Genomic DNA, 23,507 nt, shown 5'->3' with positions numbered 1-23,507 from the left:
GCCAACTATTGTGGCGCGACCGCGCCCGGCTCGGCTTCGCTGGCCGGCGGCAGCAGCTCCTCGGCCGGTACTTCTTCAGCCGGGACTTCTTCGGCGGGCGCCGGTTCAGCGGGTAGGGGTTCTGCCGGCAGCGCACCCGGCTCGACCGCGGGCGGCGCTTCGGCCGGTGCTGTATCTGCCGGCGCTGCATCTGCCGGTGCCGCATCTCCGGGTGCTGCGGCGCCGGGCTCTGCGGCGGGGGCCGTTTCGGCAGGCGCCGCTTCCGGCGTCGGTGCCACGGCGCCCGGTTCCGCCTCGGCAGGGGCCGTCTCAGCCGGCGCCGCCGTGTCCTTTTTCTTCTTCTTGCCGCCGAGCAGATCGCCCACACCCGGCACGACCTGGTCGAGCAGGCCGCCAGCCGGCGGCGTGGCCGCACCCGGTTCGCTGCCGGTGGCATCCGTGCCTGTGGGGGCGGCACCGCCCAGACCCGGGATCGCACCGATGCCGGGCAGGTTGAGACCTGGCACCAGGCTGCCCGCGGCACCCGCGGCACCCGCCGCGCCATTGCCGCTGAAGGACGGCGTCGGCCCGTTCACCGGCCCGGTCAGATTGATGCTCATGAAGGCCTGTTCCGCCTGCTGGCCGAAGAGGTCGACCAGCATGTTGAGCGCCCAGGCGCCGAGATCGACCTGGCCCTTGGCCGTGCCGCGCGCCTTCGGATTGGTGAAGGCGAAGTCCTGCGTGTCGAGCACGCCCTTGCTGATGTCGAACGTGCCGGAGAGTTCGTTGTCGATACCGGTATAGGAACTCAAGACGCCGTTGATGCTCTCGGCCACGCCTTTCACCTGCTTCACCTTCTGGCCCAGCACGCCGAGGAGTGCCGAGCCCACCGTCTGCTCGACCTTGCCGATGATCATCATCGTGCCGCCCAGATCGCCCTTGCCGGTCAGCGAGCGAACGATCGCCGCCTGGCTCTCGCCGGCACCGGTGAGATCGAGGTTGAGCGAGATCGGACCCTTCAACTGATTGCCGGCGATGCCGCCGCCCAGCAGCTGGCCCAGCTGGATCTTGTCGACCGCCACCTTGGCCGCCACCTGCGGCGTCGTGCGCGCATCGACCTGCGTGCCGGAAAGATTGAATGCGCCGCCATAGATGTTGCCGGTCAGCGTGTCGATGTTGAGCACGCCGTCCTTCACGGTGAGCTTGGCGACGATATTGTCGATGCGCTGGTCGGGCATGATCAGCGAATTGGCCTTGAAGTCGATATCGGCGTCCTGGCCCTTAAGGGCCGAGAGGTCGAGCGGCTCATTGGACCAGGGCGAGCCGTTGCCGGAGGTGGCGGGCGCCGACGCCTTCTTCGCGCCGCCGCCGCTGCCCATGAACGGCACCAGATTGACCGTGCCGCCGGCGAGGTTGGCCTTGATCATCGGCTTGGCCCCGGTGGCGTCGTAATCCGCCTCGCCGGCGAGGCTTGAATCGCCCCATTTGAAATCGAGACCGGAAACGGCCGCCTTCTTGGTGGTGCCGCTGGCCTGGGCTTGCAAGGCGAGCGGGCCGGCCTTGGTGCCGGAGCTCGGCATGTCGGCCAGCGCCAGAAGCTGGGTGAATTCCGGATGGCTTGCCTGCAGGCTGAGGTCGAAGGCCATCGGTTCGGCCTTGGCCTTGATGTTGCCGGCGAGCTTTGCCGTGGCACCCGCCGCCTGCAGCCCCAGATCGAGGTTGAGGTCGTCGGCGCCGCCCTTCAACGAGCCCTTGGCGGCGAGCGTCCCCATCGCCTGCGCCTTCGGGCCGGCCAGGCCCGCAAGCTGCAGCAAGGGGGCCGGCCGGTCGGCGCGCAGATCGAGCGTGGTGTTGACCGAAGGCGTGCCGGAGATGCCGACGATCTTGCCGGACAGCTTGCCAGCCCCTCCGATGCCCCCAAGCGTGAGGTCGACGTCATAGGCCAGATCGTCCGTGCCGCTCTGCGCCGTGCCCTTGAAGCTGACGGCCCCCAGATTGTCGGCCGCCTTGGTCTGCGTCGGGTCGCCGCCGCCGCCCAAGCTCACCAGCGGCGCCAGCTTGTCTATCTTGATATCGAAGGTCGAGTTGACACGCGGAATGCCCCCCGCGAGCAATCCTGCCGCCCCGCCCTTGGCTGTGCCGTCGAGGCCGATGCCGGTCATTTTCACGGCGACGTCATAGGAGACTTCGTCGCCACCGCCGGCAGCCTTGCCTTTGAGCGACAACGCACCGAGCTTGCCCGACGGTTCCGCCCCCGCCATCTGCGCCAGCTTGCCCGCATCCTTGGCGGTCACGTCGAAATCGAGATCGAAGCGCGGATTGCCCTTGAGTTCGACGATCTGCCCCTTGACCGCGCCCTTGCCGCCCATCAGATCGCCCACCGACAGATCCTCGATGGTGAGCACGCCGCTGGCCAGGCCGATCAACGCATGAAGCTTCTTGATCTGCTGCTCGTTGAGCGTCAGCGCACCGGCCCTGAATTCGATATTGGCATCGAGATCGCCCAGCGGCGCCAGGGCCTTCAGGGGATTGCCATCTTGATCGGCCGGCTTGCTGCTCGCCGCGGCCGATGCCTCCGCCGTCTTCTTCGGCAGATAGCCGTCGAGATTCATCTGGTCGACCGAGAGGCCGACGCCGAAGGCCATGCGCTGGCGCTGCTTGCCGTCCGGCAGCGCCACGGTAACGCCGCCGGCGATCTTGGTGGCGTCGAGCTTGGCGGCCAGATCGGAGAGGGCGACCTGCGTCGGCGTGAAGGTGACGCGGCTGTTGAGCGCGAAGGCACGCAGCCGGTCGCCCGGCACGCTATCCACCGCGCCTTTGGCGAAGGCATCGATCAAGGCACGCAGGTTGCCGGCATTGAGGTCGAGCCCGCCGGCAAAGGCCGGCTGCCCGTTCTGCGCCTGCAAGGTGCCGCCCAGCTTCACCTTGGCGGCGCCCGGCAATTGCGCCGAAAGCTCGCTGAGATTGAGCTTGGCATCGGCCAGTGCCGCCACCAGCTTCACCTGGTCGATGGCATTGCCCTGATAGACTATCTGGTCAACCGCCACAGTCGCATTGGCATTGATCCCAGCCGGCAAGGCGAAGGTGCCGGGGGCCGCCGGTTCGGTGCTCGCGGCCGGCGCGCTCTCGGCACCCGCCGCAGCCTTCGCCGGCATCAGCTTGTCGAGATCGAGCCGCCCCATGGCGAGGTTGGCCTCGACCGTCGTAACCTCACCCATCCTGGCGGCGACCGAGCCGTTGGCGCTCATATCGCCGAGGCTCGCGCTGAAGTTCCGGAGGTCGGCTGCCGTCTTGCCGGCGACGATTTCGCCGTCCAGCGCGAAACCCTGCGCCAGCGGCCCTTCTTCCGCCTTGCCGCCGGAAAGCACGGCGATGAGCTTGGCGACGGAATCGCCCTTGCCGGTGAGCTTGCCGGTGACGATCGGCTGGTCCGCCGTCTCGGCGGCCTTGAGGTCGGCATTGCCGGAAAAGCCGATCGTGGCCCCCGCATCCTCGATCTTCAGCGTGACATTGACCGGCATCGGTTGCGCCGGGTCGAGCCGGCCGACATCGACATCGAAACCGAGCGGCATGCCCATCGCGGTGACGCCGCCGGTGGCATTGAACGGTCCCTGCAGGCTGGCCAGCGACAAATCGACATTGAGGTTTTCGATGCGCTGCTCGCCGGCCGTGGCGAGATCGCGATAGACCAGCGTGCCGTCGGTGATGCTGGCGCCTTCGACCGAAAGATCGAAACTGCCGCCGCCGCCCTCGGTGCCGGTGGCCGGTGCGGTCGCCGCCGCGTCGGCAGCGGGTGCCAGTTCCCAATTGCCTTTGCCGTCCGGCAGCTTCTCCAGGATGATGGTCGGCTTCACCAGCTCGATGCTCTTGATCTCCGCCTTGCCGGAGAGCAGCGGCATCAGCGCCACCTTGACCTTCACCTTGTCGATTTCGGCCATGTTGGCGGCCGAGCCTTCGGCGGCATTGCCGAACTTGATGCCGTCGACCGAAACCGACGGAATGGGCAACAGCGACAGCGAAATGTCGCCGTCGATGACGAGATCGCGTCCCGTCGCTTCCTTCGCCTTCTCGGCGATCAATCCCTTATAACTGTTGAGGTCGATGAAGAAGGGGGCGACCAGAGCCAAGACGATGATGACGGCAAGGATGCCGCCACCGATCTTCAGCGCTTTCTTCATGACGACTTTCTCCCGGTCTCGATCCCGCCCGCTTGAATGCGAGCCAAGTTGCGCCCATTATCGCCTTACGCAGGAAGGCGGGGCAAGGTTCCCGTGAACCGGCGCAGATGACAGTTCCGTGAGGCTGAAATGGCCGAAATCGTCAACCTGAACCAGTTCAGGAAAGCCAAGTCGCGCGAATCGGGCGATCGGCAGGCAGCCGAGAACCGTGTCCGATTCGGCCGCAGCAAGCAGGAAAGGGAAAACGACCGGCGCGCGGCGGAGCGGCGCGAAAAACTGCTCGCCGGCAAGGAACTCGATTCCGCGAAGGCGGAGGAAGACGATCAGAAGTAGGATTGCACGATTGCGGTAGCGGCGGCGACGGCGACCATGCCGGACATGGCGCCGACACTCCAGCGCGCGAAGCTGCCGCCGGCACGTGCCGCGATGAACCCCTTGACGCAGGCGTTGGATCCAACCGCCAGCAGAATGGCGATCTCCGCCCCGATCAGTTCTTCGCCGCCGAGTTTGGCTTGCTTGGCCACCGACAGCGTGATGGCATCGACATCGGCCAGGCCCGCAATCAGCGACAGCACGTAAAGGCCCGCCTCGCCGAAGCGATCGCTAAGGAAGCGTTCCAGGAACAGGACCACCGTCAGCAGCACGGCGAACTTGACTGCTTCGGACAGTTCAAACGGGTTCGATACCGCGACCTCTTCCCTCAGCACCGGCGTCTTGCGGGTGTTGTACCAGATGAAGGCAACCACCAGACCGGCCATCGCGGCGGCCAGACCCAGCGGCCAGGCCAGCGCCAGCGCCAGGTTGGGCGCCAGGATCGCCGCCAGGATCAGCACGCGCACGGCCATCACCACATTGGCCAGGACCGTGCCGGCGGCGAAAATCCTTCCCTGCGTCGGCGCGGCTTGGGCCAGACGCGCAAAGGACACGGTCGTCGCCGTCGAGGATACCATGCCGCCGAACAATCCGGTGGCGAGCACGCCGGTCGCGGCACCCAGGGCGCGAATGGAAAAATAGCCGACGAAGGACATGGCCGAAATCAGCACGACCATCAGCCAGGTATTGCGCGGATTGAATATTTCGTAGGGGCCGTAGCCCTTGTCCGGCAGGACGGGCAGCACGACCAGCGAGATGACGAGGAAGCGCACCGTCGCTTTCAGCTCCTCTTGCGTCAGCTTGCCGACCAGGGCATGGATCGTGGCCTTCAGATAGAGCAGCGCCAGCACGATCACGGCGCTGGCCACCGCCAGTTCGATGGCCCCCGTCGCCGCCAGCACACCCAGCAGCGCCGTCACCAATGCGGCGACCAAGGTCGTCATGTCTTCGGCCAGCGTCAGGGTTCCACCCTTGCCGGCAGCGCGGCGGTCATTGACCAGCAGGATGGCCAACGACAGGATCGTGGCCGGCACCAGCCAATTGCCGACGGCACTCTGCAGGGCGCCGGCAAGGCCGCCCAGCAATCCCATCAGGCCGAAGGTGCGGATGCCGACGCGGTCGCGCTCCTCGCCGTCCTGCCGGCGCCATTCCCGCTCCAGCCCGATGAGCAGGCCGATCGCCAGCGCCACCAGCAACTCGGTGGCCAGATGCAGATCGAGATGCGTGAAGTCGAAATCCACCATCGCGGCACCGGCCGGCCCCATGGCTTCGCTCGCGGCGTCCGCTTCCATGCCGATGTCTCGTCAGGCCCGGCGGCGGCGCGGTCGCATGCCCAGCGGCAGGGATTCGCCGCCCAGCGGGTTGCCATCCTTCGGCACAAGCTTCAGCGGGTTGGGCAGGCGGCCGAAAAGTGCCCGCAGCTGGCTCTTGAGCTGCGGTATCTTCATTACCTCTTCGATGCGCCGCTCGAGAAAAGCCCAGCTCGCGGCATGGTCCTCGCTCTTGTCGTTCAGCCAGTAAAGGAGCGTCGCCGAATAGACGCCGGCTAGAATCGCGCGCTTGGTATAGAAGCTGAAATCGGTCGATTTATCGCCGACGGCAAACCAGATGGCATCGACCGTGCCGTAGAGCAGTTTCGGCCCCAGCGCGCCGTTCTCCGGCAGCAATAGGAAGGACAGGCCGGCACGGATCGCCTCGCGCTGCGCGCCGGCCAGTTCCAGGCGCAGGCGCACGGCCCTGGCGATACGCTCGCGCATTCGCAACGCGCCAGCGCCTTCGCGCGCCAACTGATCGACCATGGCCCGGTCGTGCCGTCGATGATTGCAGGCAAGGATCTCGGCCATGCCACCGGGAAAGGCATTGAGCGCGCGCGCGAAGTCGATTCCGCAATCCGCCGCGCCGGCCTTGAAGGCAGCGTCGCTCCAGCCGTCGAATTGAACATGCGGCATGACGGCATCCACCAGCCGGTCGCGATCCGCCTGCCAATCGTAGCCGCCACTCCGGGCCGTGCCTGTCTCGGTCACGTCGATACTCCCGTCGAAGAACAGATTCGGCCGACATGCCGTCGGCAAGGATTTCGACTATTCTGCCATGCCGCCCGGGGGATAGCCACCTTCTGCGGCCCGCCAGCGCGTCAGTCTTCCGCTTCGCGATTCTCGAAGCGGCGCAATTCCTCGACGAAGCCCAGGCTCGACATGTCGCGCATGCGCATCGGGTAGAGCAGGCCATCGAGATGGTCGCATTCATGCTGCACCACCCGCGCATGAAACCCGCTCGCCACCCGCTCGATCAACGACCCGTCCGGCGCCAGCGCCCGGTAGCGGATCTCCTTATATCGCGGCACCATGCCGGCAAGGCCCGGAACCGACAGGCAGGCCTCGATTCCCTCCACCATCTCGTCCGACAGCGGCGCGATTCCGGGATTGATGAGGGCCGTCAGGGGGATGCCGGGGGGTGTTTCGCCGTCATTTCCATCCTCGGCGGAGAGGCGCGCGCCGGGAACGCGGAAAATGACCACGCGCAACGGCACATGGACCTGGGGGGCGGCGAGGCCGGCCCCGCCGATATCGGCCAGCGTATCCACCATATCATTGATAAGCTTGTGGATTTCCGGCGCGGTCGGATCGGCGACGGGCTCGGCGATACGCTTCAGGACCGGGTGGCCCATGCGGGCGATCTTCAGAATGGCCATTGGTCAGCTTCCTTCCTGGCCTTGGAATATGGCTGCCGGACAGGGGTTTAGGAAGGGTCCAGAACGGGCCGGAATCGCCCCTCCGGGGCTTCACAAGCAGCAAGGGCTGTGGTAGAGCATGCCCCGAGCCGGGCTTCCCTTTGGCAGCCCGATAGTCGTTTTTGTTTTTTCTGCTACTCCAATCGGCGAAAGGAGCCGTGGTAAACCGTGCAAGTTCTCGTCCGTGACAACAATGTCGATCAGGCCCTGCGCGCGCTCAAAAAGAAGATGCAGCGCGAAGGGATTTTCCGGGAAATGAAGATGCGTCGCAACTATGAGAAGCCGTCCGAGCGCAAGGCGCGCGAACAGGCCGAGGCGGTGCGTCGCTACCGGAAGCTGATGCGCAAGCGCATGGAGCGCGAGGGCTTCTAGCCCCGCCTGCCGGCCGTCCTCACCGGGCGGCCCAAGATCGACGAGAGAACGCATGATATCGCCCCGCTGGCTCCGCCGGCGGGGCGATGCCTTTTGCCCCCCACACCACGCCAAATTCCGGTCCAAAAACCTCCTCTTGCCGTAACTCTTTGCCGAAGCTATATGTTCTTGTTTTGTTTCACGTGAAACATTTCCTGCATCCAGCCATTTGTCCGGGTGCAAGAAACGCGCGTATTTGTCAGGATGGCGCGCAAGCCGATGGAAGGTCGGTCTGCCGAGGGGAACGGGAGGCGGGGGACGGGGCATGGAGCAGGCGATCGCCGAGCATCCCGAGTGGCTGGAGAGGGCCGGCGAGAATGTGCGCCAGCTCTATCGCTATTGGCTGGCCAAGTGCCGCGGCGGATGCCTGCCGAGCCGGGCCGATATCGATCCGACCGACATACCCCGCCTCCTTCCCTATCTGACCCTTGTCGAAGTGGTGGCGGACCATCGCCGCTATGTCTACCGCCTGGTCGGCACCAAGGAAGTCGAGGTCCGCGGCCAGGACCCCACCGGCAAGTCGGTGGCCGAAGCGTTTTACGGCCCCTCGGCGGAGGAGGCGCATATGTTCTACGACCTGGCCGTCGCGACGGGACGGCCGGTCTATGACGATTCCCCCTTCATCGGCGCGGACGGGCGCTACAATGACGATGAGATGCTGTTCCTGCCTCTTTCCGACGATGGCGAGCGGGTGACGCGCATCCTCCTTATCTCGCAATGCTCGCCGACGCCGGATTACGCCTGAGCGGAACCGGCTTGGCCCGACGCGCCCATGTCAGCGCAGCCAGCTTTCGGTAAGCGAGAGCGACAGCGCCGTGCAGTCGAGCCGCGCGCCGTCGGATATTCCACGACATGCAGGCCCCAGCGCTACAGCAGGCCCAGGCCCAGCTCATAGATATGCAAGCGTTCGGGTTTGATCGGCGTCATTCAACAAGCCTCTTGAACGAACGCGTCACAGGCTACCAAGATCCGGCTTGGCGATCATCAACAGAAAGATCGTAAGCAAAGCGAGAAAAGCCGGCCAACCCAGCCGATACCAGACCCGCATGGCCGCGTGATAGGAATCGGGCAATTCGGCGCCGGACAAGGCCGCCGCTCTTGCAAGCCGCGTGGCGCGAATCTGCAGCACCACCACGGGCACCCAACAGCAGAAGGCAAGAGCATAGAGGGCGTACGAGACCAAAAGCCACCCTTCCCACGGCGACCAGCCGCCCATGATTACGAGAGCCATGCCGCTAAGCGGCTGAACGACGCCGGAGGTCGTCGTGAAGATCCAATCCGCCTTGACCACCATGCGCCCGATTTCGGATGCCAGGTGCGCGTTCCCGGACCGCCACGATTGCAGCATGTAGTAGGCAGTCCCCAGCCCCAAGCCGAACAGGATCGTGGAACTGACGATGTGCAGCCATTTGACGATCTCGTAGGCGCCGATCATCTATCGTCCTCCAGGGCCGCGACGACCGCCGCAAGTGCCAGGAATACGGCATTCTTGACGAGCGCACCGAACGGATCGAGCCATAGGCCAGGCGCCGAAACGGAAATAATCGCCGTGTAGCCGGCGACAATCGCCACCTGAATACCCAGCATGAGCGACGGAAGCTGCCCGGAGAGCAGCGCCATTCCAACCCCTATATCGAGCAGGCAGGTCAGCCATTTCAGTTCGCCGGCGGCACCCACCCAACCGAATGGCCGAAGGATCGCATCGACCGCTTCTTGCGGGGCGAGGGCACCGATCGCACCCGCGGCGATCCACGACAGACCCAACGTCCAGCGCAGAAGCGGCCGCAGGAAATAGAGACGTGCATGCCATTTGTCCTGCACGCAAGACGGTCGCCGCGCCAGCCAGGCACGCATCGGCAACGGCATAAAGCCAATGGCCATCGCAAACCCGTCGCCGTTCCCGGCATTGCCGAATTCAAGCTGGCGGATGGCGGTTGTCGACAAGGGGCCGCCACCCAGCAGATCGACAATGCGCGCGAACGGGCGAACGATCTGCATCGGCACATTGACGATGCGAGGTTCGCCGAAGCCGAGCCAGCCGCGCCATGCCAGGACAAATTCCTTCAGCGAGATATTCTCAGGGCCGCACGGTTCGAGTGTCGTCCGCACGGGCGCATTCGGCGCCAGCAGCAACACGATGCAGCGGGCAAGGTCTTCGACGTGAATCGGGCTGAAGAGCTGGCTTCCATCGCCCGGCAACGGAACGACCCCCGGCAAACCCGCCAGCCCGCGCAGGACCGATGTGCCGCCATGGGTGCCCTGGGCATAGACGAGCGATGGCCGCAATATGACCCAGTCCAGGTTCCGGGCGCGCAGGTCATCCTCGGCTTGCAGCTTTTCGCGGGCGTAATCCGTACCCGCTTGCCGGTCGGCGCTGATCGCCGAAACATGAATCAGACGGCGAATGCCAGACCGTTCACAGGCAGCGGCCAGCGCGGCCGGCGCATCGACATGAATAGCACGGGAGGAGCGATCCGAAAGGATTCCGGCGCAATTGACGACGGCATCCATCCCCTGCAGCCGCACCTGCCACATTTCAGGCGTCACATCCTTCGCCATGTCGCAGACGACGGAATGATGATCCGGGAACATGCGGCTGAATGCGGCCCTGCGCCGAACGGCGCCGACCGGTTCGTAGCCGGCATCGATGAGGGCCGCGAAGACATGGCGCCCGATGAAGCCGCCGGCACCGAGCACCAGCACGCGCCCTTTCGACGGCTCCGTCATCGTCGATCCTTCAAAAACAAGCGGCTGCGAGACCTGCCGGTCCGCAGCCGCCGATGGCAATCTCGAGCTTGCGCAAGCCCGGCTCTTTGATGGATGGGTTAGTGGCCGAAGGCCTTCACGACATCCTCGCACATCTTCTTCGCATCGCCGAACAGCATCATGGTGTTGGAGCGGAAGAAGAGTTCGTTATCGACGCCGGCATAGCCAGACGCCATCGAGCGCTTGATGAAGAGCACGGTCTTGGCCTGCTCGACGTCGAGGATCGGCATGCCATAGATCGGGCTCTTGGGGTCGGTCTTGGCCGCCGGGTTGGTGACGTCGTTGGCGCCGATGACGAAGGCCACATCCGCTTGCGCGAAGTCGCGGTTGATGTCCTCGAGCTCGAACACCTCGTCATAGGGGACGTTGGCCTCGGCCAGCAGCACGTTCATATGGCCCGGCATGCGGCCCGCCACCGGATGAATGGCATAGCTGACCTTGACACCTTCGTTCTTCAGGAGATCCGCCATTTCGCGCAAGGCATGCTGCGCCTGCGCCACCGCCATGCCGTAACCAGGCACGATGATGACCGAGGCCGCGTTCTTCATGATGAAGGCAGCATCGTCGGCACTGCCGGCCTTGACCGGCCGGTCCGCCGCCTTCGCTCCGCCAGCCGCAGCGGCGCCGCCGGAATCGGTGCCGAAGCCGCCGAGGATGACGTTGAAGATCGAGCGGTTCATGCCCTTGCACATGATGTAGCTGAGGATCGCACCCGACGAACCGACCAGCGCACCCGTCACGATGAGCAGCGGGTTGGAGAGCGTGAAGCCGATGCCGCAGGCGGCCCAGCCGGAATAGGAGTTGAGCATCGAGACCACGACCGGCATATCGGCGCCGCCGATGGGCAGGATGACCAGGAAGCCCAGCACCAGCGACACCGCCACCAGCGCCCAGAACAAGGGCTCCGACTGGCCGACAATCAGCGCCACGATCAAGGCGGCGATGGCGATCCCCAATGCCGCATTGAGAAGATGCTGCCCCTTGAACACCAGGGGCGCCCCGGAGACGAGCCCCTGCAGTTTGGCAAAGGCGACGATGGAGCCGGTGAAGGTGATGGCGCCGATGGCGACACCGAGGCCCATTTCAACAAGACTGCCGGGATGGATGTCGCCCGGCATGCCGATATGGAATTCGGCCGGCGCATAGAAAGCAGCGCCGGCCACGGCCACGGCAGCGAGACCCACGAGGCTGTGGAATGCCGCCACTAGCTGCGGCAGGGCCGTCATCTGGATGCGCTGGGCGATGACGGCGCCGACGGCACCGCCGATCACCAGCGCCACGACGATGCCGACATAGGAAGAGCCGGCGACGCTCGGCAGGGAGAGTGTCGTGCCGATGGCGATTACCATGCCGACCACACCGTAGCGCAAGCCGCCCTGCGACGTGGCCGGACTGGAAAGTCCGCGCAGGGACATGATGAAGCAGACGGATGCAATCAGATAGAGGAAGGCGGCGAGATTCTGGCTCATGTTACTTGCCTTCCCTTTTCGCCGGTTCTTTTTTCTTGAACATCGACAGCATCCGATAGGTCACCAGGAACCCGCCGAAGATGTTGACCGAGGCCAGGGCGACGGCAACGAGGCCCATGCCCTGGCTCAGCCCGAAGGCGGCCGCGCCCGAGGCGATGAGGGCGCCGACGATGATCACCGACGAGATCGCGTTGGTGACGGCCATCAGCGGCGAATGCAAAGCGGGTGTGACGCGCCACACCACGTAATAGCCGACGAAGCAGGCCAGCACGAAAACGGTGAAGAGCTGCACGAAAGGCACATGATCGGCCGGCGCTATGGTCGCGGCGACATCGGCCATTGTTGTCTCATCCATGGCTTATCCCCTTAGCCTTGAAAGTTGGGATGGATCACCTGGCCGCCCTTGGTGAGGGCGACGCCTTTGACGATCTCATCCTCCCAATTCACTTTGAGCTGCTTCGTTTCCTTGTCGATCAGCAGGGTGACGAAGTTGAGCAGGTTCTTGGCGTAGAGCGCCGTCGCGTCGGCGGCCAGGCGGCTCGGCACATTGGCATGGCCCACCAGCTTCACGCCGTGCTTCTCGACCACCTGCCCCAGTTCCGAGAGCGGGCAGTTGCCACCCTGCTCGACCGCCAAATCGACGATGACCGAGCCCGGCTTCATCGACTTCACCATCTCCTCGGTCACCAGCACCGGCGCCTTGCGCCCCGGGATGAGTGCCGTGGTGATGACGATATCCTGCTTCTTGATCGTTTCGGCGATGAGCGCCGCCTGCTTTGCCTGATAGGCCTCCGACATGGGCTTGGCGTAGCCCGCGGCGGTTTCGGCCTGTTTGAACTCCTCATCCTCGACGGCGACGAAGGTGGCGCCCAGCGATGCGACCTGTTCCTTCGAGGCCGGACGTACATCGGTCGCCGACACGATGGCACCCAGCCGCCGCGCGGTGGCGATCGCCTGCAGGCCCGCGACACCGGCACCCATGACGAGGACACGGGCCGGCGCCACGGTGCCGGCGGCGGTCATCATCATCGGGAAGGCGCGGTTATATTCGGCGGCTGCATCGATCACCGCCTTGTAGCCGGCGAGATTGGCTTGGCTTGAGAGCACATCCATCGACTGCGCGCGCGTGATGCGCGGGACCAGTTCCATCGCCATCGCATCGACGCCAGCGCCGGCATAGGCGCCAAGCGATTCCTTGGCGCCGTAGGGATTGAGAATGGCGATGAGCGTGGTGCCCTTGGGCAGCTTGCCGAGCTCGTCCGTTCCTTCGGCGGCGGTCATGGGCCGCTGCACCTTGAGGACGATGTCGGCACCCGCCACGGTCGCCGCGGCATCGGGCGCCACCTTGGCACCGGCCGCCTCGAAGGCGGCATCGAGGATCGAAGCGGCGATACCCGACCCGCTCTCCACCACCACTTCGGCGCCGAGGCCGATATATTTCTTCACCGTCTCCGGCGTCGCGGCACAGCGCTTCTCTGCCACGCGGCGCTCTTTCAGGATGCCGATCTTCATGCGCTCCCCAATCTGGCCTTACGGCTCTAAACCGTTGAACCGGTTGTAATTATCGACGGGAATCGAGCGCAGACAGGATTGCGCCGCACCCGACCCCCAAGCGGAGGGAAGATTGCCGGGGGAAAACGAGAGTGGCAAGCGGGATTAGACTGTCCGCGAGCCGACGGAGCGCTTCTAATTGTCATCCTCCGCGAAGGCGGAGGACAGTGGCGCAGTCGAGCCATGTTGCCATCGTCATCCCCGGGCTTGACGGATGAGAAGGGCGTCGTCATTCGCCGGTATAGGTGGGCGTACGCCACCTACAGCCCGACCTCCTTCAGCGCCGCCTTCTGTCGCCTGGCCAGGGCCTTCACGTCGAAGTCGCGGATGAGGTCATGGAAGAGCTGATACCAGTTGATCTCGGCCTTGAGATGCAGGAAGACCGAGCCCAGGCCGATGGCGGCGCGGTCCATGAAGACGAACTCCTTAGGCGGCGTCACGGGCCCTAGGCGACGAAGATCGGCGTGGACATTCTCGGCCACCTCGCGGCCATAGATACCGCTCGATTCTTCCTGGATCTTGCGCGTGCGGTCTTCGAGCAGGGGGCCGTAGACGAATTTGGCCCAGCGGTTGAGGACGTCGATGACGTCCTTGTTGAGGCCCTTGAAGCCCCAGCTTTCATAGGCCGCCACCGCCATGTCCCGGTCGCCGCGTTCGAGCGCCCAATAAAGGTCGATGACGCCCTTCACGAACTTAGCCTCGAAGATGCGGATGCAGCCGAAATCCATCAGGTTCACGGCGCCCTGATCTTTCGACCCCTTGGGCCGGACGGTGTAATTGCCCAGATGCGGATCGCCATGGATGATGCCGTAATCGTAGAAAGGCACATACCAGGCGCGGAACATGTTGTAGGCGACCTGGTTGCGAAGTTCGGTCGAGGGTTTCTTTTCCAGGAAATTCATCAGCGGCTCACCCTCGATCCAGGTCATGGTGAGGAGGCGCTTGGTGGTGAGGTCGGCCCGCGGCTCCGGAAGATGGACTTGCCTCTCCTTCGCCAGCATCAGCCGATAGAGCGCCATGGCCTTGGCTTCGCGGTCATAGTCCAGTTCCTCGCGCAGGCGGTCGGCGATCTCGCTATGGATATGCTCGGTGGCGATGGCGCGGTCGTAGCGTTCGTAGAGGCGGAAGATCAGCTTCAGCTGCGAGAGATCCGCCTCGACCGCGGATTGCATGTCGGGATATTGCAGCTTGCAGGCAAGCTTGGTGCCGTCCAGCGAGACGGCGCGGTGTACCTGGCCGAGTGAGGCGGCGGCGGCGGCCTCGTGGCCGAACTCCCTGAAGCGCTGCTGCCAGTCGGGGCCGAGTTCGGCGGCCATGCGGCGCTTGACGAAAGGCCAGCCCATGGCGGGCGCGTTGGCCTGCAGCTGCCGGAGTTCCTCGACATATTCCTTCGGCAGCGCGTCGGGGATGGTGGACATGATCTGCGCCACCTTCATCAGCGGCCCCTTCAATCCCCCCAGGGCCGCCTTGAGGTCGGAGGCATGCTCCGCCTTGTCGACCTTGATCCCGAGATATCGCTGGCCCGCCACGCGCGCCGCGAGGCCCCCCATGGCGCGGCCGACCTTGGCATAGCGCTTGACGCGGCCGGAAAGGGAGTTTGCTTCGCTGTCGTCTGCCATGATCCGCTTTCCGCGCCTCGTTGCGTTGAATCGGATCATATATAGTGCGCAGCTGTCATGCGACAAATGAGCGTATTTTTTGCGCGTCATCCCCGGGCCCTGTCGGCGCATGCCGACATGCGTCGGCGGGGACCCGGAGATGACGGCATTCATGAACGTGCGTGAATCTCTTCCTTGCGCCGGGTGACGAAGGCTTCCAGCTCTTCCAGAATGGCGGGATCGAGCGGCGGCTCCTCATAGGTCCGCAGCAGATCCTTCCAGATCGCGTTGGCGCGTTCGGTGCCGGTCTTGGCGCCGGTTTCCGACCAGGTCTCGAAATTGCGCCAGTCGGAGAGCATCGGTTCATAGAAGGCGCGATCGAACCGCGCCAAGGTGTGCTGGGCGCCGAAGAAATGTCCACCCGGCCCCACCTCCTGCATCGCGCTGAAGGCCAGATTGTCCTCGTCGATTTTCAGGGGATCGAGGAAGCTGCGCATGAGCTGCAGCATTTCGGCATCGAGGATGAGTTTCTCGAAGGAGGCGGTGAGGCCGCCTTCCAGCCAGCCGGCCGCATGCACGATGAGATTGACCCCGCCCATGATCGTGCTCCACAGCGACATGCCGCTTTCATAAGCCGCCTGCACGTCGACGCAGTTCGAAGCGGTGACGTTCGAGGAGCGGAACGGCACATTGTAACGCCGCGCCAGCTGGCCCGACGCCAGCTGCGCCTTGGCATATTCCGGCGTGCCGAAGGCGGGTGCGCCGGTGCGCATGTCGACATTGGAGGTGAAGCCGCCATAGAGGATAGGCGCCCCCGGCGCCACGATCTGCGACAAGGCGATGAGCGCCAGCGCCTCGGCATTCTGCTGCGCGAGAGCCCCGGCGATGGTGACCGGGCTCATGGCGCCCGACAGCGTGAAGGGCGTCATCGCCACCGGCTGGCCGGCGCGCGCCATGGCGCAGAGCCCCTCGCCCATCGGAATATCGAGGCGCAAGGGCGAGTTGGAGTTGACGATGGTGAGGGTCGCCGGATTGGCGCGCAATTGCTCCCGCGTCTGCCCGAGCGCGATGGCGAGCATGTCGATCGCATCCTCGACCCGGTAACCGCCCAGCGCCCAGCATTGCCAGTTCTTGTCGGAATAGCGGATGGCGGCAAGATAGAAATCGAGATGGCGGGAATCCGCCGGCAGGTCGGTCGGCTCGCAGGGGCAGCCGCCTTCCTGGTGGATAACGTTGAGGCTCTGCACCACTTTGATGTAGTCGCACATGTCCTGGTAATTGCCGGCGCGCCGCCCGCGATCGATATCGTGCGCGAAGGCCGGGCCGCCGGTTGCGGCGAAAATCATGCCGCCATTGCCGACATTGAGATTCTTGGCCGGGTCGCGCGCCTGCAGGGTGAAGCTTGCCGGCGCGGTCCTGATCTTCTCCTCGATCATCGCCGGATCGAAGCGGACACGCTGGTTGCTTTCATCCACGATCGCACCGGCGGCCTTGAGGAGCGCGCGGCTTTCGTCATGCATCACTTCCATGCCGATCTCCGAAAGGAGCCGCAGCGAGGCGTGATGAATCGATTCCAGCTCGTCGCAACTCAGGAGGGCTATCGGCGGATAGCGGTTGGCGACATTGGCGAACGGCATCTGCCGCGGGCCGCTGCTTGCCGGTCGACGCTCGCGCCGCCTGGTCGTCTCCCGCGTCATGGCATTCCCCCTATTTCACGAAAACGAGTTCGCGCTTGAATGGAAACTGATCGGGATCGATCGCCTCGCCGAATTCGCGCGCCGCCTTGTGGCCGGCATAGACGGCGTGCACGATGGCGCCCGGCACGTCGGCATCGCCGATATTCTTCAAGGTTTGGATGCCGGCCGCAGCGCGTGCCGCTTCGTCGGCCTTCAAATCGAGGAAGAGCGCGTCATTGGATTGGCGCGAGGTGACGCTGACCAGGGTCGCCGCCTCGATCCGCTTCTCGGCACCGCTATAGTTGCAGGCAAAGATCGCATGATCGCCCTGCCAGGCCGTGAGGCGATGGGTGAGGACGAGATTGACGCCGAGCTTCAGCAGCTTGACCTGCACCTTGAACTGCTCGTCGGTGTAGAGCGACCAGCTCGCCACATCGAGTCCGGGCGTCACATAGGTGACGTTGCAGCCGGCAAGGCGCAGCTTCTCGGCGATGACGGCCGCCATGTAATATTGATCGTCGTCATAGACGATGACATCGCCCGTCACCTGCTTGCCGGCCATGATGTCGTCGGGCGTCAGCACATTGGACCCACCCATGCCGGGAACGGCGACCCATTTGTTGTGCCCCACCCCATCGCGCCGCCAAATGGCACCGGTCGCCAGGATGATGTGCTTGTAGCCGGCTTCCAGCAGCGCCGCCTTGTCCATGCGGCTTTCGCGGAAGATCTCGATATTGGGGAGCTTGGCGATCTGGCCCAGCCGATAATCGCGCACGCGCACCCAGTTGGAAAGCGTGGGCAGCTTGGGCTCGACATTGAGGCGGCCGCCCAGTTCGCGCGATGCGTCGGCCAGGGCCACGTCATAGCCGCGCCGGGCCAGGGACATGGCGCATTCGAGGCCGGCGGGGCCGGCGCCGACGATCAGCACCGGATCCTCGGCATGGCCATTCTTCGGGTTCATGATCTCGGGATGCCAGCCGCGGCGATATTCCTCGCCCATGGTCGGGTTCTGCGTGCAGCGGATGGGAACGCCGGTATTGTTCTGGGCACGGCAGATATTGCAGCCGATGCATTCGCGAATGTCTTCCTCGCGCCCCTCGTCGATCTTCAGCGGGATGAAGGGGTCGGCGATGGAGGGACGCGCGGCACCGATGAAATCGAGAATGCCGCGCTTCACCTGATCGACCATCGTGTCGGGCGAAGTGAAGCGGCCAACGCCCACCACCGGCTTGGTGGTCAGCTTCTTCACAAAACCGGTGAACTTTTCCTGATGCGCCTCGGGCCCGAAGCGCGAGGAAAGGGAATCGTTGTCGACATAGGAAACATTGACGTCCCAGAGGTCGGGCAGTTCGGCCAGCAGCCGGATGACGGCTTCGCCCTCCTCCGCCGCCTGCACGCCGTCCGGCCCCATCAACTCATCGACGGCCAGGCGCACAGCGACGGCGCAGGTGTCGCCGATGGCGTCCTTGGTGTCCTCGATCATCTCGCGCAGCAGCCGCGCGCGGTTTTCGATCGGTCCGCCATATTCGTCGGTGCGCTGGTTCCACCGCTTTGTGATGAACTGGAACGGCAGATAGCCGTGGCCGGCATAGACATAGACGATGTCGAAGCCGGCGCGCTTTGCGCGCTTGGCGGCCTGGACCTGCCATTTCCGCAGGTTGCGGATATCTTCTTTGTCCATCGCGCGCGTCTGCATGGGGAAGACGGCATGCTGCGTCGAGCCCGAGGGCGACAATGGCGTCTCGCGGCTCCAGCGGTTGGGGCTGTGATTGCCGCCATGCCACAGTTCGACGCCAGCGAGCGCCCCATGGCGCTTGATCTTCTCGACTGTCAGCGACTGGGTCTTGACGTCATTCTCGTCCCAGAGGGCGCAGAGGCGATAAGGCGCATCCTCCGACGACCAGTGCATCGAGCAATATTCGGTGTTGACGACGCCCCAGCCACCCTCCGATTTCAATTCCCGCAGGCGCGAGACGGAATGCGGCAGGTCGTAGCCCATGCCGGTGCAATGCGGCACCTGATAGAAGCGGTTGCGCGCCGTGACCGGACCGATCCTGACCGGCTCGAACAAAATGTCATAGCGAGGATTGCGCGGCACTTTCCTTCCCCTTGGGCATCTGGCTGGCATTAAGGGAAGCTGTATACAGGTCGCAGAACCCTGTCAATCGGGCGGCTAACCCATGGCGCGGTTTAAGGAAAATAGATCCGAGCGGCGGGCAGAGGCAGTTCCAGGAAACTTACCAGTCCGGCACCCAGATGCGGTGCGACGCGGGCCGCATTGACAGCGTAGGAGAGGCCGGTCTTCGCACGCAGGCCGAAACCGGCAAAGACCCCCACCAGCCGCGGCTTACCCGCCTGGTCCAGCAGGATCATCGGCCCGCCGCTGTCGCCGATGCGGATGATGCAGGTGGTGACCAGCATGCCGGTGGCATAGACCGGCTCGGCGGTGACCGGATTGACGATGCGGCACTTGGCGTGCTGCTTCAGCGCCTTCATCGCGCCATAGCCGTAACCGGCGGTGAACAGGCGGTCGCCGGCATCGATCCGCACCATGATTTCGGCGGCACTCAACTGCGCGATCGGAATAGGCGGAACGGCGGTCACGGTGGGCGCGATGCCGACCAGCGCCCAATCGGCAGCAACCTGCTCGGGCCGTTCGAGATGGCCTTCTTCGATGGCGCCGCCCTGGGCGCGCAGGCTGGTGCCCTGGGCCGGCGGCAGATTCGGCTCCGCGCCGAAGTTCGGGTGGAATTGCAGATCCCCGGGCCGCGCCGGCGCGGATTTCTGATGCAGGCAATGCGACGCGGTAAGGATGGTTGCCGGCGAGACGAGAATGGCGGTGCAGGGTTCCGCGCCCGCGATGTCGAGCCGGCCGATGGCAGCCGTCCATGGCACCTGCACCGGCTTGACGATCACGGGCGGCGGCACGCTGACGCGCTCGGCGCAGCCGGCAAGCGCCACGGCCAGCAGCAGCGCGCCCATCAGGCGCCAAGATGAAAGAACCCGGCGGCGCATCGCCTAGGGCTGCGAGGTGGCGGTGACGTCGCCACCGATCTTGTCGGCGAAATAGACCGAAGCCGGACCGAAGCTGGAGAAATCCTTGCCGCCATGGGCGCCCCAGAAATTGGTCACCACGCCGATCACGTGATTCTCACCGGAAGGATCGGTGAGCAGGATCGGTCCGCCGCTGTCACCTGGAATGACGTCGCAGCTGTTGACGATCACGTCATGGCCGGTTTCGAGGATTTCCTCGACATCGCGGATGAGGTGGCAGTCCTTGCGCATCTGCAGCCGCTTGCCGGAAAAGGCGCCGTAAACGCCATAGCCGGCATGGGACAGGGTCGCTCCCTTGTTCATGCGCCGATAGATGCCGTCGACATCGATCTTCTCGACCGCCAGCGGCGTCACGAAATCCAGTGCCGGCGAGACGCGCAGGGCCGCCCAATCGTCCTTGGGCGCGCCGCGCAGCTTGCCGCTGGCATCGGGCGTGATCGGCCAGCCCATGGCAATGACCGCCGTAACCTTTACCGGCTTCAGGCGCTCGCGCCCGACATCGAGCGCCGGGGTGAAGGTAAAATCTGTGATCTTCGCCTCGTTGCCGCGGCCATAGAGGCAATGCGACGCCGTCAGAATGACATCCGGCTTGATCAACGTCGCCGAACAGGAGCCGTCCTCGGCATCCAGCCGCCCGATCGCCGCCGTCCAGGGCAGCGGACCGCTGGGCCGGTCGACGGTGCGGATCGGCGTCGTGCAGGCGGCCAGCGAAAGTGCCGCCGCCAGAAGGCAGCAGGATTTCACCATAAGGCGCACGGAGAGGTACGCTGGCAAGTGACTCGGCATGGACATCCTCGGTCGTGGCTGTGAATGAGAGCAGGAATTCATCGGGAGCGTATCGCCGCGCGTGGCCGGACGCCATCCTGGATGGGGATGCCGAGAAGGCCAGCCAGATCGCGCCGGTTCCCCAGCATGTCGGCCAGGGTATAACGGTCGAGGACCTTCATGAAAGCTTCCAACGCTTCGGCGAGGACGCCGGTGAGGCCGCAGATCGGGGCGATCGGGCAGGTGTTGTGCTCGACATCGAAGCATTCGACGATGTTGAGATTACCCTCCATCTGCCGGACCGTGGCACCGATATTGATCTCGGCCGGCAACCGTCCCAGGCGCATGCCGCCGCCACGGCCGCGCACCGTCTCGACAATGCCCAGGCGTCCCAGTTTGTGCACGACCTTGGTCAGGTGGCTCTCCGAGATGCCGTAGGCGCCAGCAATCTCCTCGATGGTCGCCAGGCTGCCAGGACGCAGGCCGAGGAAGATGAGCGTCCGCAAGGCGTAATCGGAGAACTGGGTCAATTGCATCTGGGTGCTCGCATCGGGCTCTCGGTGGGTTCGGGAAAAGCTTATCGTCTTGCCGCACCGGTTGAAAGCCCGGTCTCGACGCCGATCTCCCACCCAAGATACTGAAAATCAGAGATTATTGGCCGCAATGGGTGACGTTGGGGCCAAGATGGGCTAAAAGCCAGCCAGGAACGAACTGGGTGAGGGAGAAATCGCGTGGGCAGCAAGGGACAGGTTCTGGCGGCACTCGACACGGTCTCTGTCAACGAGGCGGTAGGCTGGGCCCATAAGCTGGACGGTGCCGTCGCCGGATTGAAGCTGGGGCTGGAGTTCTTTCTTGCCAACGGGCAGCTCGGCTATCGGCGGATATCCGCCACGGGCATTCCGATCTTTCTCGACCTAAAGCTGCACGATATTCCCAATACGGTGGCCGGAGCGGTCAAGGCGATCGCACCGCTGCAGCCGTCGATCCTGACCGTCCACGCCGGCGGCGGCCTCGCCATGATGCAGGCCGCGCGCGAGAGTGCCGCCGAACAGGCCGACAAGCTGAAGTTGAAGCGGCCGCGCATCGTCGGCGTCACCGTGCTGACCTCGCTCGACGACAAGGACCTCTCGGCGGTCGGACAGACGGGCCCAGCCAGCGACCAGGTCAAGCGCCTGGCGGAGCTGACCCGCAGCGCCGGACTCGACGGAATCGTCTGCTCGCCCCACGAGATCGAGGCCCTGCGGCGCGATATGGGCGAAGAGTTCCTGCTGGTGGTGCCCGGCGTGCGGCCGAGCGGCAGCGATGCCGGCGACCAGAAGCGCGTGCGGACACCCGCCGACGCCGCCAAGGCCGGGGCCGACTATCTGGTGATCGGCCGGCCGATCACACAGGCCGCCGATCCGCGGGACGCCGCCAGCCGCATCGTGCTCGAAGTCGGTTCCGCCCTGGGCCAGGCCGCACAATAGCCAGACGACAACCTAAGACAATTCGACCAAGGCCATGATCACCCCCGGACAGCAAGATCTGCAGCCGCTTTCGCTGGCACTCGCCGCCTTTCGCCGCACCTGGGCTGAGCGGGACGAACTGCTGCGCCTCGGCGCCATCCCTTTCCTGCCGCTCTATCTGCTATTCCGGGGCCTGGAGAAAACGCAGGCCGCCATGTATGCCGAAATGCAGAAGGGTGCCGACGTGGACCCCAATGTGCTGGTCGACGCCATCCTGCAGATGACCCTGATCGGGCTGGGCCTGATCGTCGTCGTCGGCTTCTTCAGCGTGAACTGGATTCGGCAGATGACGATGGGCCGCGAAGCGGTGCCGGGGCTGGGCCTCAATATCGGCACGCGGCATTTTCATTTTTCGCTGGCGATGCTGGCCCTGGTGGCGCTGGCCTTCGGCGCGTCGCTCATTCTCAGCATCGTCTTCACGCTGGCCGGGATGGCGCAGCTTGCCCTGATCGTGTCGATGCTGGTGATGGTGGTTGGCTATCTGATCCTGCTCACGCGCCTGTCGCCGGCCTGGATCGGCATCGCCATCGATGCGCGGATGCCGTTCAGCCTGGCCTGGCAGCGCACCAAGGGGCAAGGCGGCCGGCTCATCGGCGCCTTGATGCTGACGGCCCTGCCGGCCTTCGCGGCGCAATCGGTGCTGGCGAGCATCTTTGTGAGCTTCGGATTGCTGGAAGCGGCACCGCTTGCCTTCAGCGTGCTATCCTCCTTCATCTCGCTTGCCTACATGGCGGTGCAGCTCAACCTGTTCGTGCTCGCCTATCCGCGTTTCGTGTCGGAGGTCGTGTGATGGCCATCGATGTCAAGATCTGCGGTCTAAAAACACCGGCGGCGGTGCAGGCCGCCGTCGATGGCGGTGCGGCGATGCTTGGGTTCAATTTCTATGCCAAGAGTTCGCGCTGCGTGACGCCGTCGCTTGCCGCGGCTCTGGGTCAATTGGTTCCCGCGCATATCGTCAAAGTCGGCTTGGTCGTCGATGCGGATGATGCCGCGATCGCCGAGATCCTCGCCGAAGCCAAGCTCGACATGCTGCAACTCCACGGCAGCGAAACCGTGGCCCGGACCGCCGAGGTCAGAAGCCGCTTCGGCTTGCCTGTGATGAAGGTGATCAGCGTATCCGATGCGGCCGATATTGCCGCAGCCCGGGCGTACGAATCCGTGGCCGACATGCTGCTATTCGACGCCAAGCCACCGAAATCCATGAAAAACGCCCTGCCGGGCGGAAATGCCCTTTCCTTCGACTGGTCGCTGCTCAAGGGACAGAACTTCTCGAAGCCCTGGTTGCTGGCCGGGGGGCTCAATGCCGCGAACGTCGCCGAGGCGGTGCGGGAGACCGGGGCCAAGGCGGTTGACCTTTCCTCCGGGGTGGAGGACCGTCCAGGTGAGAAAAGTATAAGCAAAATCAAAGAGTTCCTGGATCTCGCCCGGACCCTTTGATGGGATGTCCGGCGG

At 64.7% G+C, this 23,507-nt stretch carries 21 protein-coding genes; 6 read left to right on the top strand and 15 right to left on the bottom strand.

All coding sequences use genetic code 11. The features are described from left to right. Positions 1 to 5: 5 nt before the first annotated feature. Positions 6 to 4,157 carry an AsmA family protein gene (locus ACE3TY_RS16690; RefSeq protein WP_374655010.1) on the bottom strand — a complete coding sequence of 1,384 codons (4,152 nt, stop codon included), beginning with the start codon at positions 4,155 to 4,157 and terminating at the stop codon, positions 6 to 8. Between the two features lie 129 nt (positions 4,158 to 4,286). Here ACE3TY_RS16690 and ACE3TY_RS16685 point away from each other — a divergent pair, with 129 nt between their 5' ends. Continuing rightward, the gene (locus ACE3TY_RS16685) at positions 4,287 to 4,490 is read left to right on the top strand and encodes a DUF4169 family protein (RefSeq protein ID WP_374655008.1); all 204 of its coding nucleotides are present in this window, start codon (positions 4,287 to 4,289) and stop codon (positions 4,488 to 4,490) included. Here ACE3TY_RS16685 and ACE3TY_RS16680 read toward each other — a convergent pair. The 3 genes from ACE3TY_RS16680 to ACE3TY_RS16670 form a co-directional block, all read right to left on the bottom strand. Then, complete coding sequence (locus tag ACE3TY_RS16680) at positions 4,481 to 5,821, bottom strand: MgtC/SapB family protein (protein ID WP_374655006.1); 1,341 nt, start codon at positions 5,819 to 5,821, stop codon at positions 4,481 to 4,483. The genes ACE3TY_RS16685 and ACE3TY_RS16680 overlap by 10 nt on opposite strands. A 12-nt stretch (positions 5,822 to 5,833) precedes the next feature. Further along, positions 5,834 to 6,553 carry a COQ9 family protein gene (locus ACE3TY_RS16675; protein ID WP_374655004.1) on the bottom strand — a complete coding sequence of 240 codons (720 nt, stop codon included), beginning with the start codon at positions 6,551 to 6,553 and terminating at the stop codon, positions 5,834 to 5,836. Positions 6,554 to 6,663: 110 nt separating this feature from the next. Beyond that, the gene (locus tag ACE3TY_RS16670; RefSeq protein WP_374655002.1) at positions 6,664 to 7,221 is read right to left on the bottom strand and encodes a peptide deformylase; all 558 of its coding nucleotides are present in this window, start codon (positions 7,219 to 7,221) and stop codon (positions 6,664 to 6,666) included. Positions 7,222 to 7,428: 207 nt separating this feature from the next. On the opposite strand from ACE3TY_RS16670, the gene rpsU reads away from it, so the two are divergent. Then, positions 7,429 to 7,632, top strand: a complete 204-nt coding sequence (gene rpsU, locus ACE3TY_RS16665) for a 30S ribosomal protein S21 (protein WP_320499157.1) — start codon at positions 7,429 to 7,431, stop codon at positions 7,630 to 7,632. A gap of 304 nt (positions 7,633 to 7,936) precedes the next feature. Next, positions 7,937 to 8,416: a PAS domain-containing protein gene (locus ACE3TY_RS16660; protein WP_374655000.1), complete on the top strand. Its 480-nt coding sequence runs from the start codon at positions 7,937 to 7,939 to the stop codon at positions 8,414 to 8,416. Between the two features lie 207 nt (positions 8,417 to 8,623). On the opposite strand, the gene ACE3TY_RS16655 is transcribed toward ACE3TY_RS16660, so the two are convergent. The 11 genes from ACE3TY_RS16655 to ACE3TY_RS16605 form a co-directional block, all read right to left on the bottom strand. Beyond that, a complete protein-coding gene (locus ACE3TY_RS16655; protein ID WP_374654998.1) occupies positions 8,624 to 9,106 on the bottom strand; it encodes a DUF2269 family protein in 483 nt (160 codons plus the stop codon). Then, positions 9,103 to 10,398, bottom strand: coding sequence for an SDR family oxidoreductase (locus ACE3TY_RS16650; RefSeq protein WP_374654996.1), 1,296 nt, complete (start codon positions 10,396 to 10,398; stop codon positions 9,103 to 9,105). Before ACE3TY_RS16650 ends, ACE3TY_RS16655 begins: the two co-directional genes overlap by 4 nt. A gap of 98 nt (positions 10,399 to 10,496) precedes the next feature. Further along, complete coding sequence (locus tag ACE3TY_RS16645) at positions 10,497 to 11,906, bottom strand: NAD(P)(+) transhydrogenase (Re/Si-specific) subunit beta (protein WP_374654994.1); 1,410 nt, start codon at positions 11,904 to 11,906, stop codon at positions 10,497 to 10,499. A 1-nt stretch (position 11,907) separates the two neighbouring features. Continuing rightward, on the bottom strand, positions 11,908 to 12,261 hold the full coding sequence (locus ACE3TY_RS16640) for an NAD(P) transhydrogenase subunit alpha (RefSeq protein WP_374654992.1): 354 nt from the start codon (positions 12,259 to 12,261) through the stop codon (positions 11,908 to 11,910). A gap of 11 nt (positions 12,262 to 12,272) precedes the next feature. Next, a complete protein-coding gene (locus ACE3TY_RS16635) occupies positions 12,273 to 13,418 on the bottom strand; it encodes a Re/Si-specific NAD(P)(+) transhydrogenase subunit alpha (protein ID WP_374654990.1) in 1,146 nt (381 codons plus the stop codon). 299 nt (positions 13,419 to 13,717) lie between these two features. Beyond that, positions 13,718 to 15,076: an ABC1 kinase family protein gene (locus ACE3TY_RS16630; protein ID WP_374654988.1), complete on the bottom strand. Its 1,359-nt coding sequence runs from the start codon at positions 15,074 to 15,076 to the stop codon at positions 13,718 to 13,720. Positions 15,077 to 15,225: 149 nt separating this feature from the next. Beyond that, positions 15,226 to 16,752: a trimethylamine methyltransferase family protein gene (locus tag ACE3TY_RS16625; protein ID WP_374654986.1), complete on the bottom strand. Its 1,527-nt coding sequence runs from the start codon at positions 16,750 to 16,752 to the stop codon at positions 15,226 to 15,228. 10 nt (positions 16,753 to 16,762) lie between these two features. Further along, complete coding sequence (locus tag ACE3TY_RS16620; RefSeq protein ID WP_374654984.1) at positions 16,763 to 18,829, bottom strand: FAD-dependent oxidoreductase; 2,067 nt, start codon at positions 18,827 to 18,829, stop codon at positions 16,763 to 16,765. Positions 18,830 to 18,921: 92 nt separating this feature from the next. Then, the gene (locus ACE3TY_RS16615) at positions 18,922 to 19,746 is read right to left on the bottom strand and encodes a serine protease (RefSeq protein ID WP_374654979.1); all 825 of its coding nucleotides are present in this window, start codon (positions 19,744 to 19,746) and stop codon (positions 18,922 to 18,924) included. Between the two features lie 3 nt (positions 19,747 to 19,749). Beyond that, positions 19,750 to 20,571 (bottom strand): serine protease, encoded by an 822-nt coding sequence (locus tag ACE3TY_RS16610; protein ID WP_374654977.1) that lies wholly within the window; start codon positions 20,569 to 20,571, stop codon positions 19,750 to 19,752. Positions 20,572 to 20,609: 38 nt separating this feature from the next. Next, positions 20,610 to 21,086 carry an Rrf2 family transcriptional regulator gene (locus ACE3TY_RS16605; protein ID WP_374654975.1) on the bottom strand — a complete coding sequence of 159 codons (477 nt, stop codon included), beginning with the start codon at positions 21,084 to 21,086 and terminating at the stop codon, positions 20,610 to 20,612. Between the two features lie 195 nt (positions 21,087 to 21,281). Here ACE3TY_RS16605 and pyrF point away from each other — a divergent pair, with 195 nt between their 5' ends. From pyrF to ACE3TY_RS16590, 3 genes are read left to right on the top strand one after another with little or no spacing between them, the layout of a single operon-like run. Further along, complete coding sequence (gene pyrF / locus ACE3TY_RS16600) at positions 21,282 to 22,016, top strand: orotidine-5'-phosphate decarboxylase (RefSeq protein ID WP_374654973.1); 735 nt, start codon at positions 21,282 to 21,284, stop codon at positions 22,014 to 22,016. A 34-nt stretch (positions 22,017 to 22,050) separates the two neighbouring features. Continuing rightward, entirely contained in the window at positions 22,051 to 22,845 is a 795-nt protein-coding gene (locus ACE3TY_RS16595; RefSeq protein ID WP_374654971.1) for a hypothetical protein, read from the top strand. Beyond that, complete coding sequence (locus ACE3TY_RS16590) at positions 22,845 to 23,492, top strand: phosphoribosylanthranilate isomerase (RefSeq protein ID WP_374654969.1); 648 nt, start codon at positions 22,845 to 22,847, stop codon at positions 23,490 to 23,492. Before ACE3TY_RS16595 ends, ACE3TY_RS16590 begins: the two co-directional genes overlap by 1 nt. Positions 23,493 to 23,507: the final 15 nt, after the last annotated feature.

It is taken from the genome of Dongia sp., assembly GCF_041918875.1.
GTDB lineage: Bacteria > Pseudomonadota > Alphaproteobacteria > Dongiales > Dongiaceae > Dongia.
Note: the sequence above shows the minus strand (reverse complement) of the source record. Positions and strands in the feature narration are given on the sequence as shown.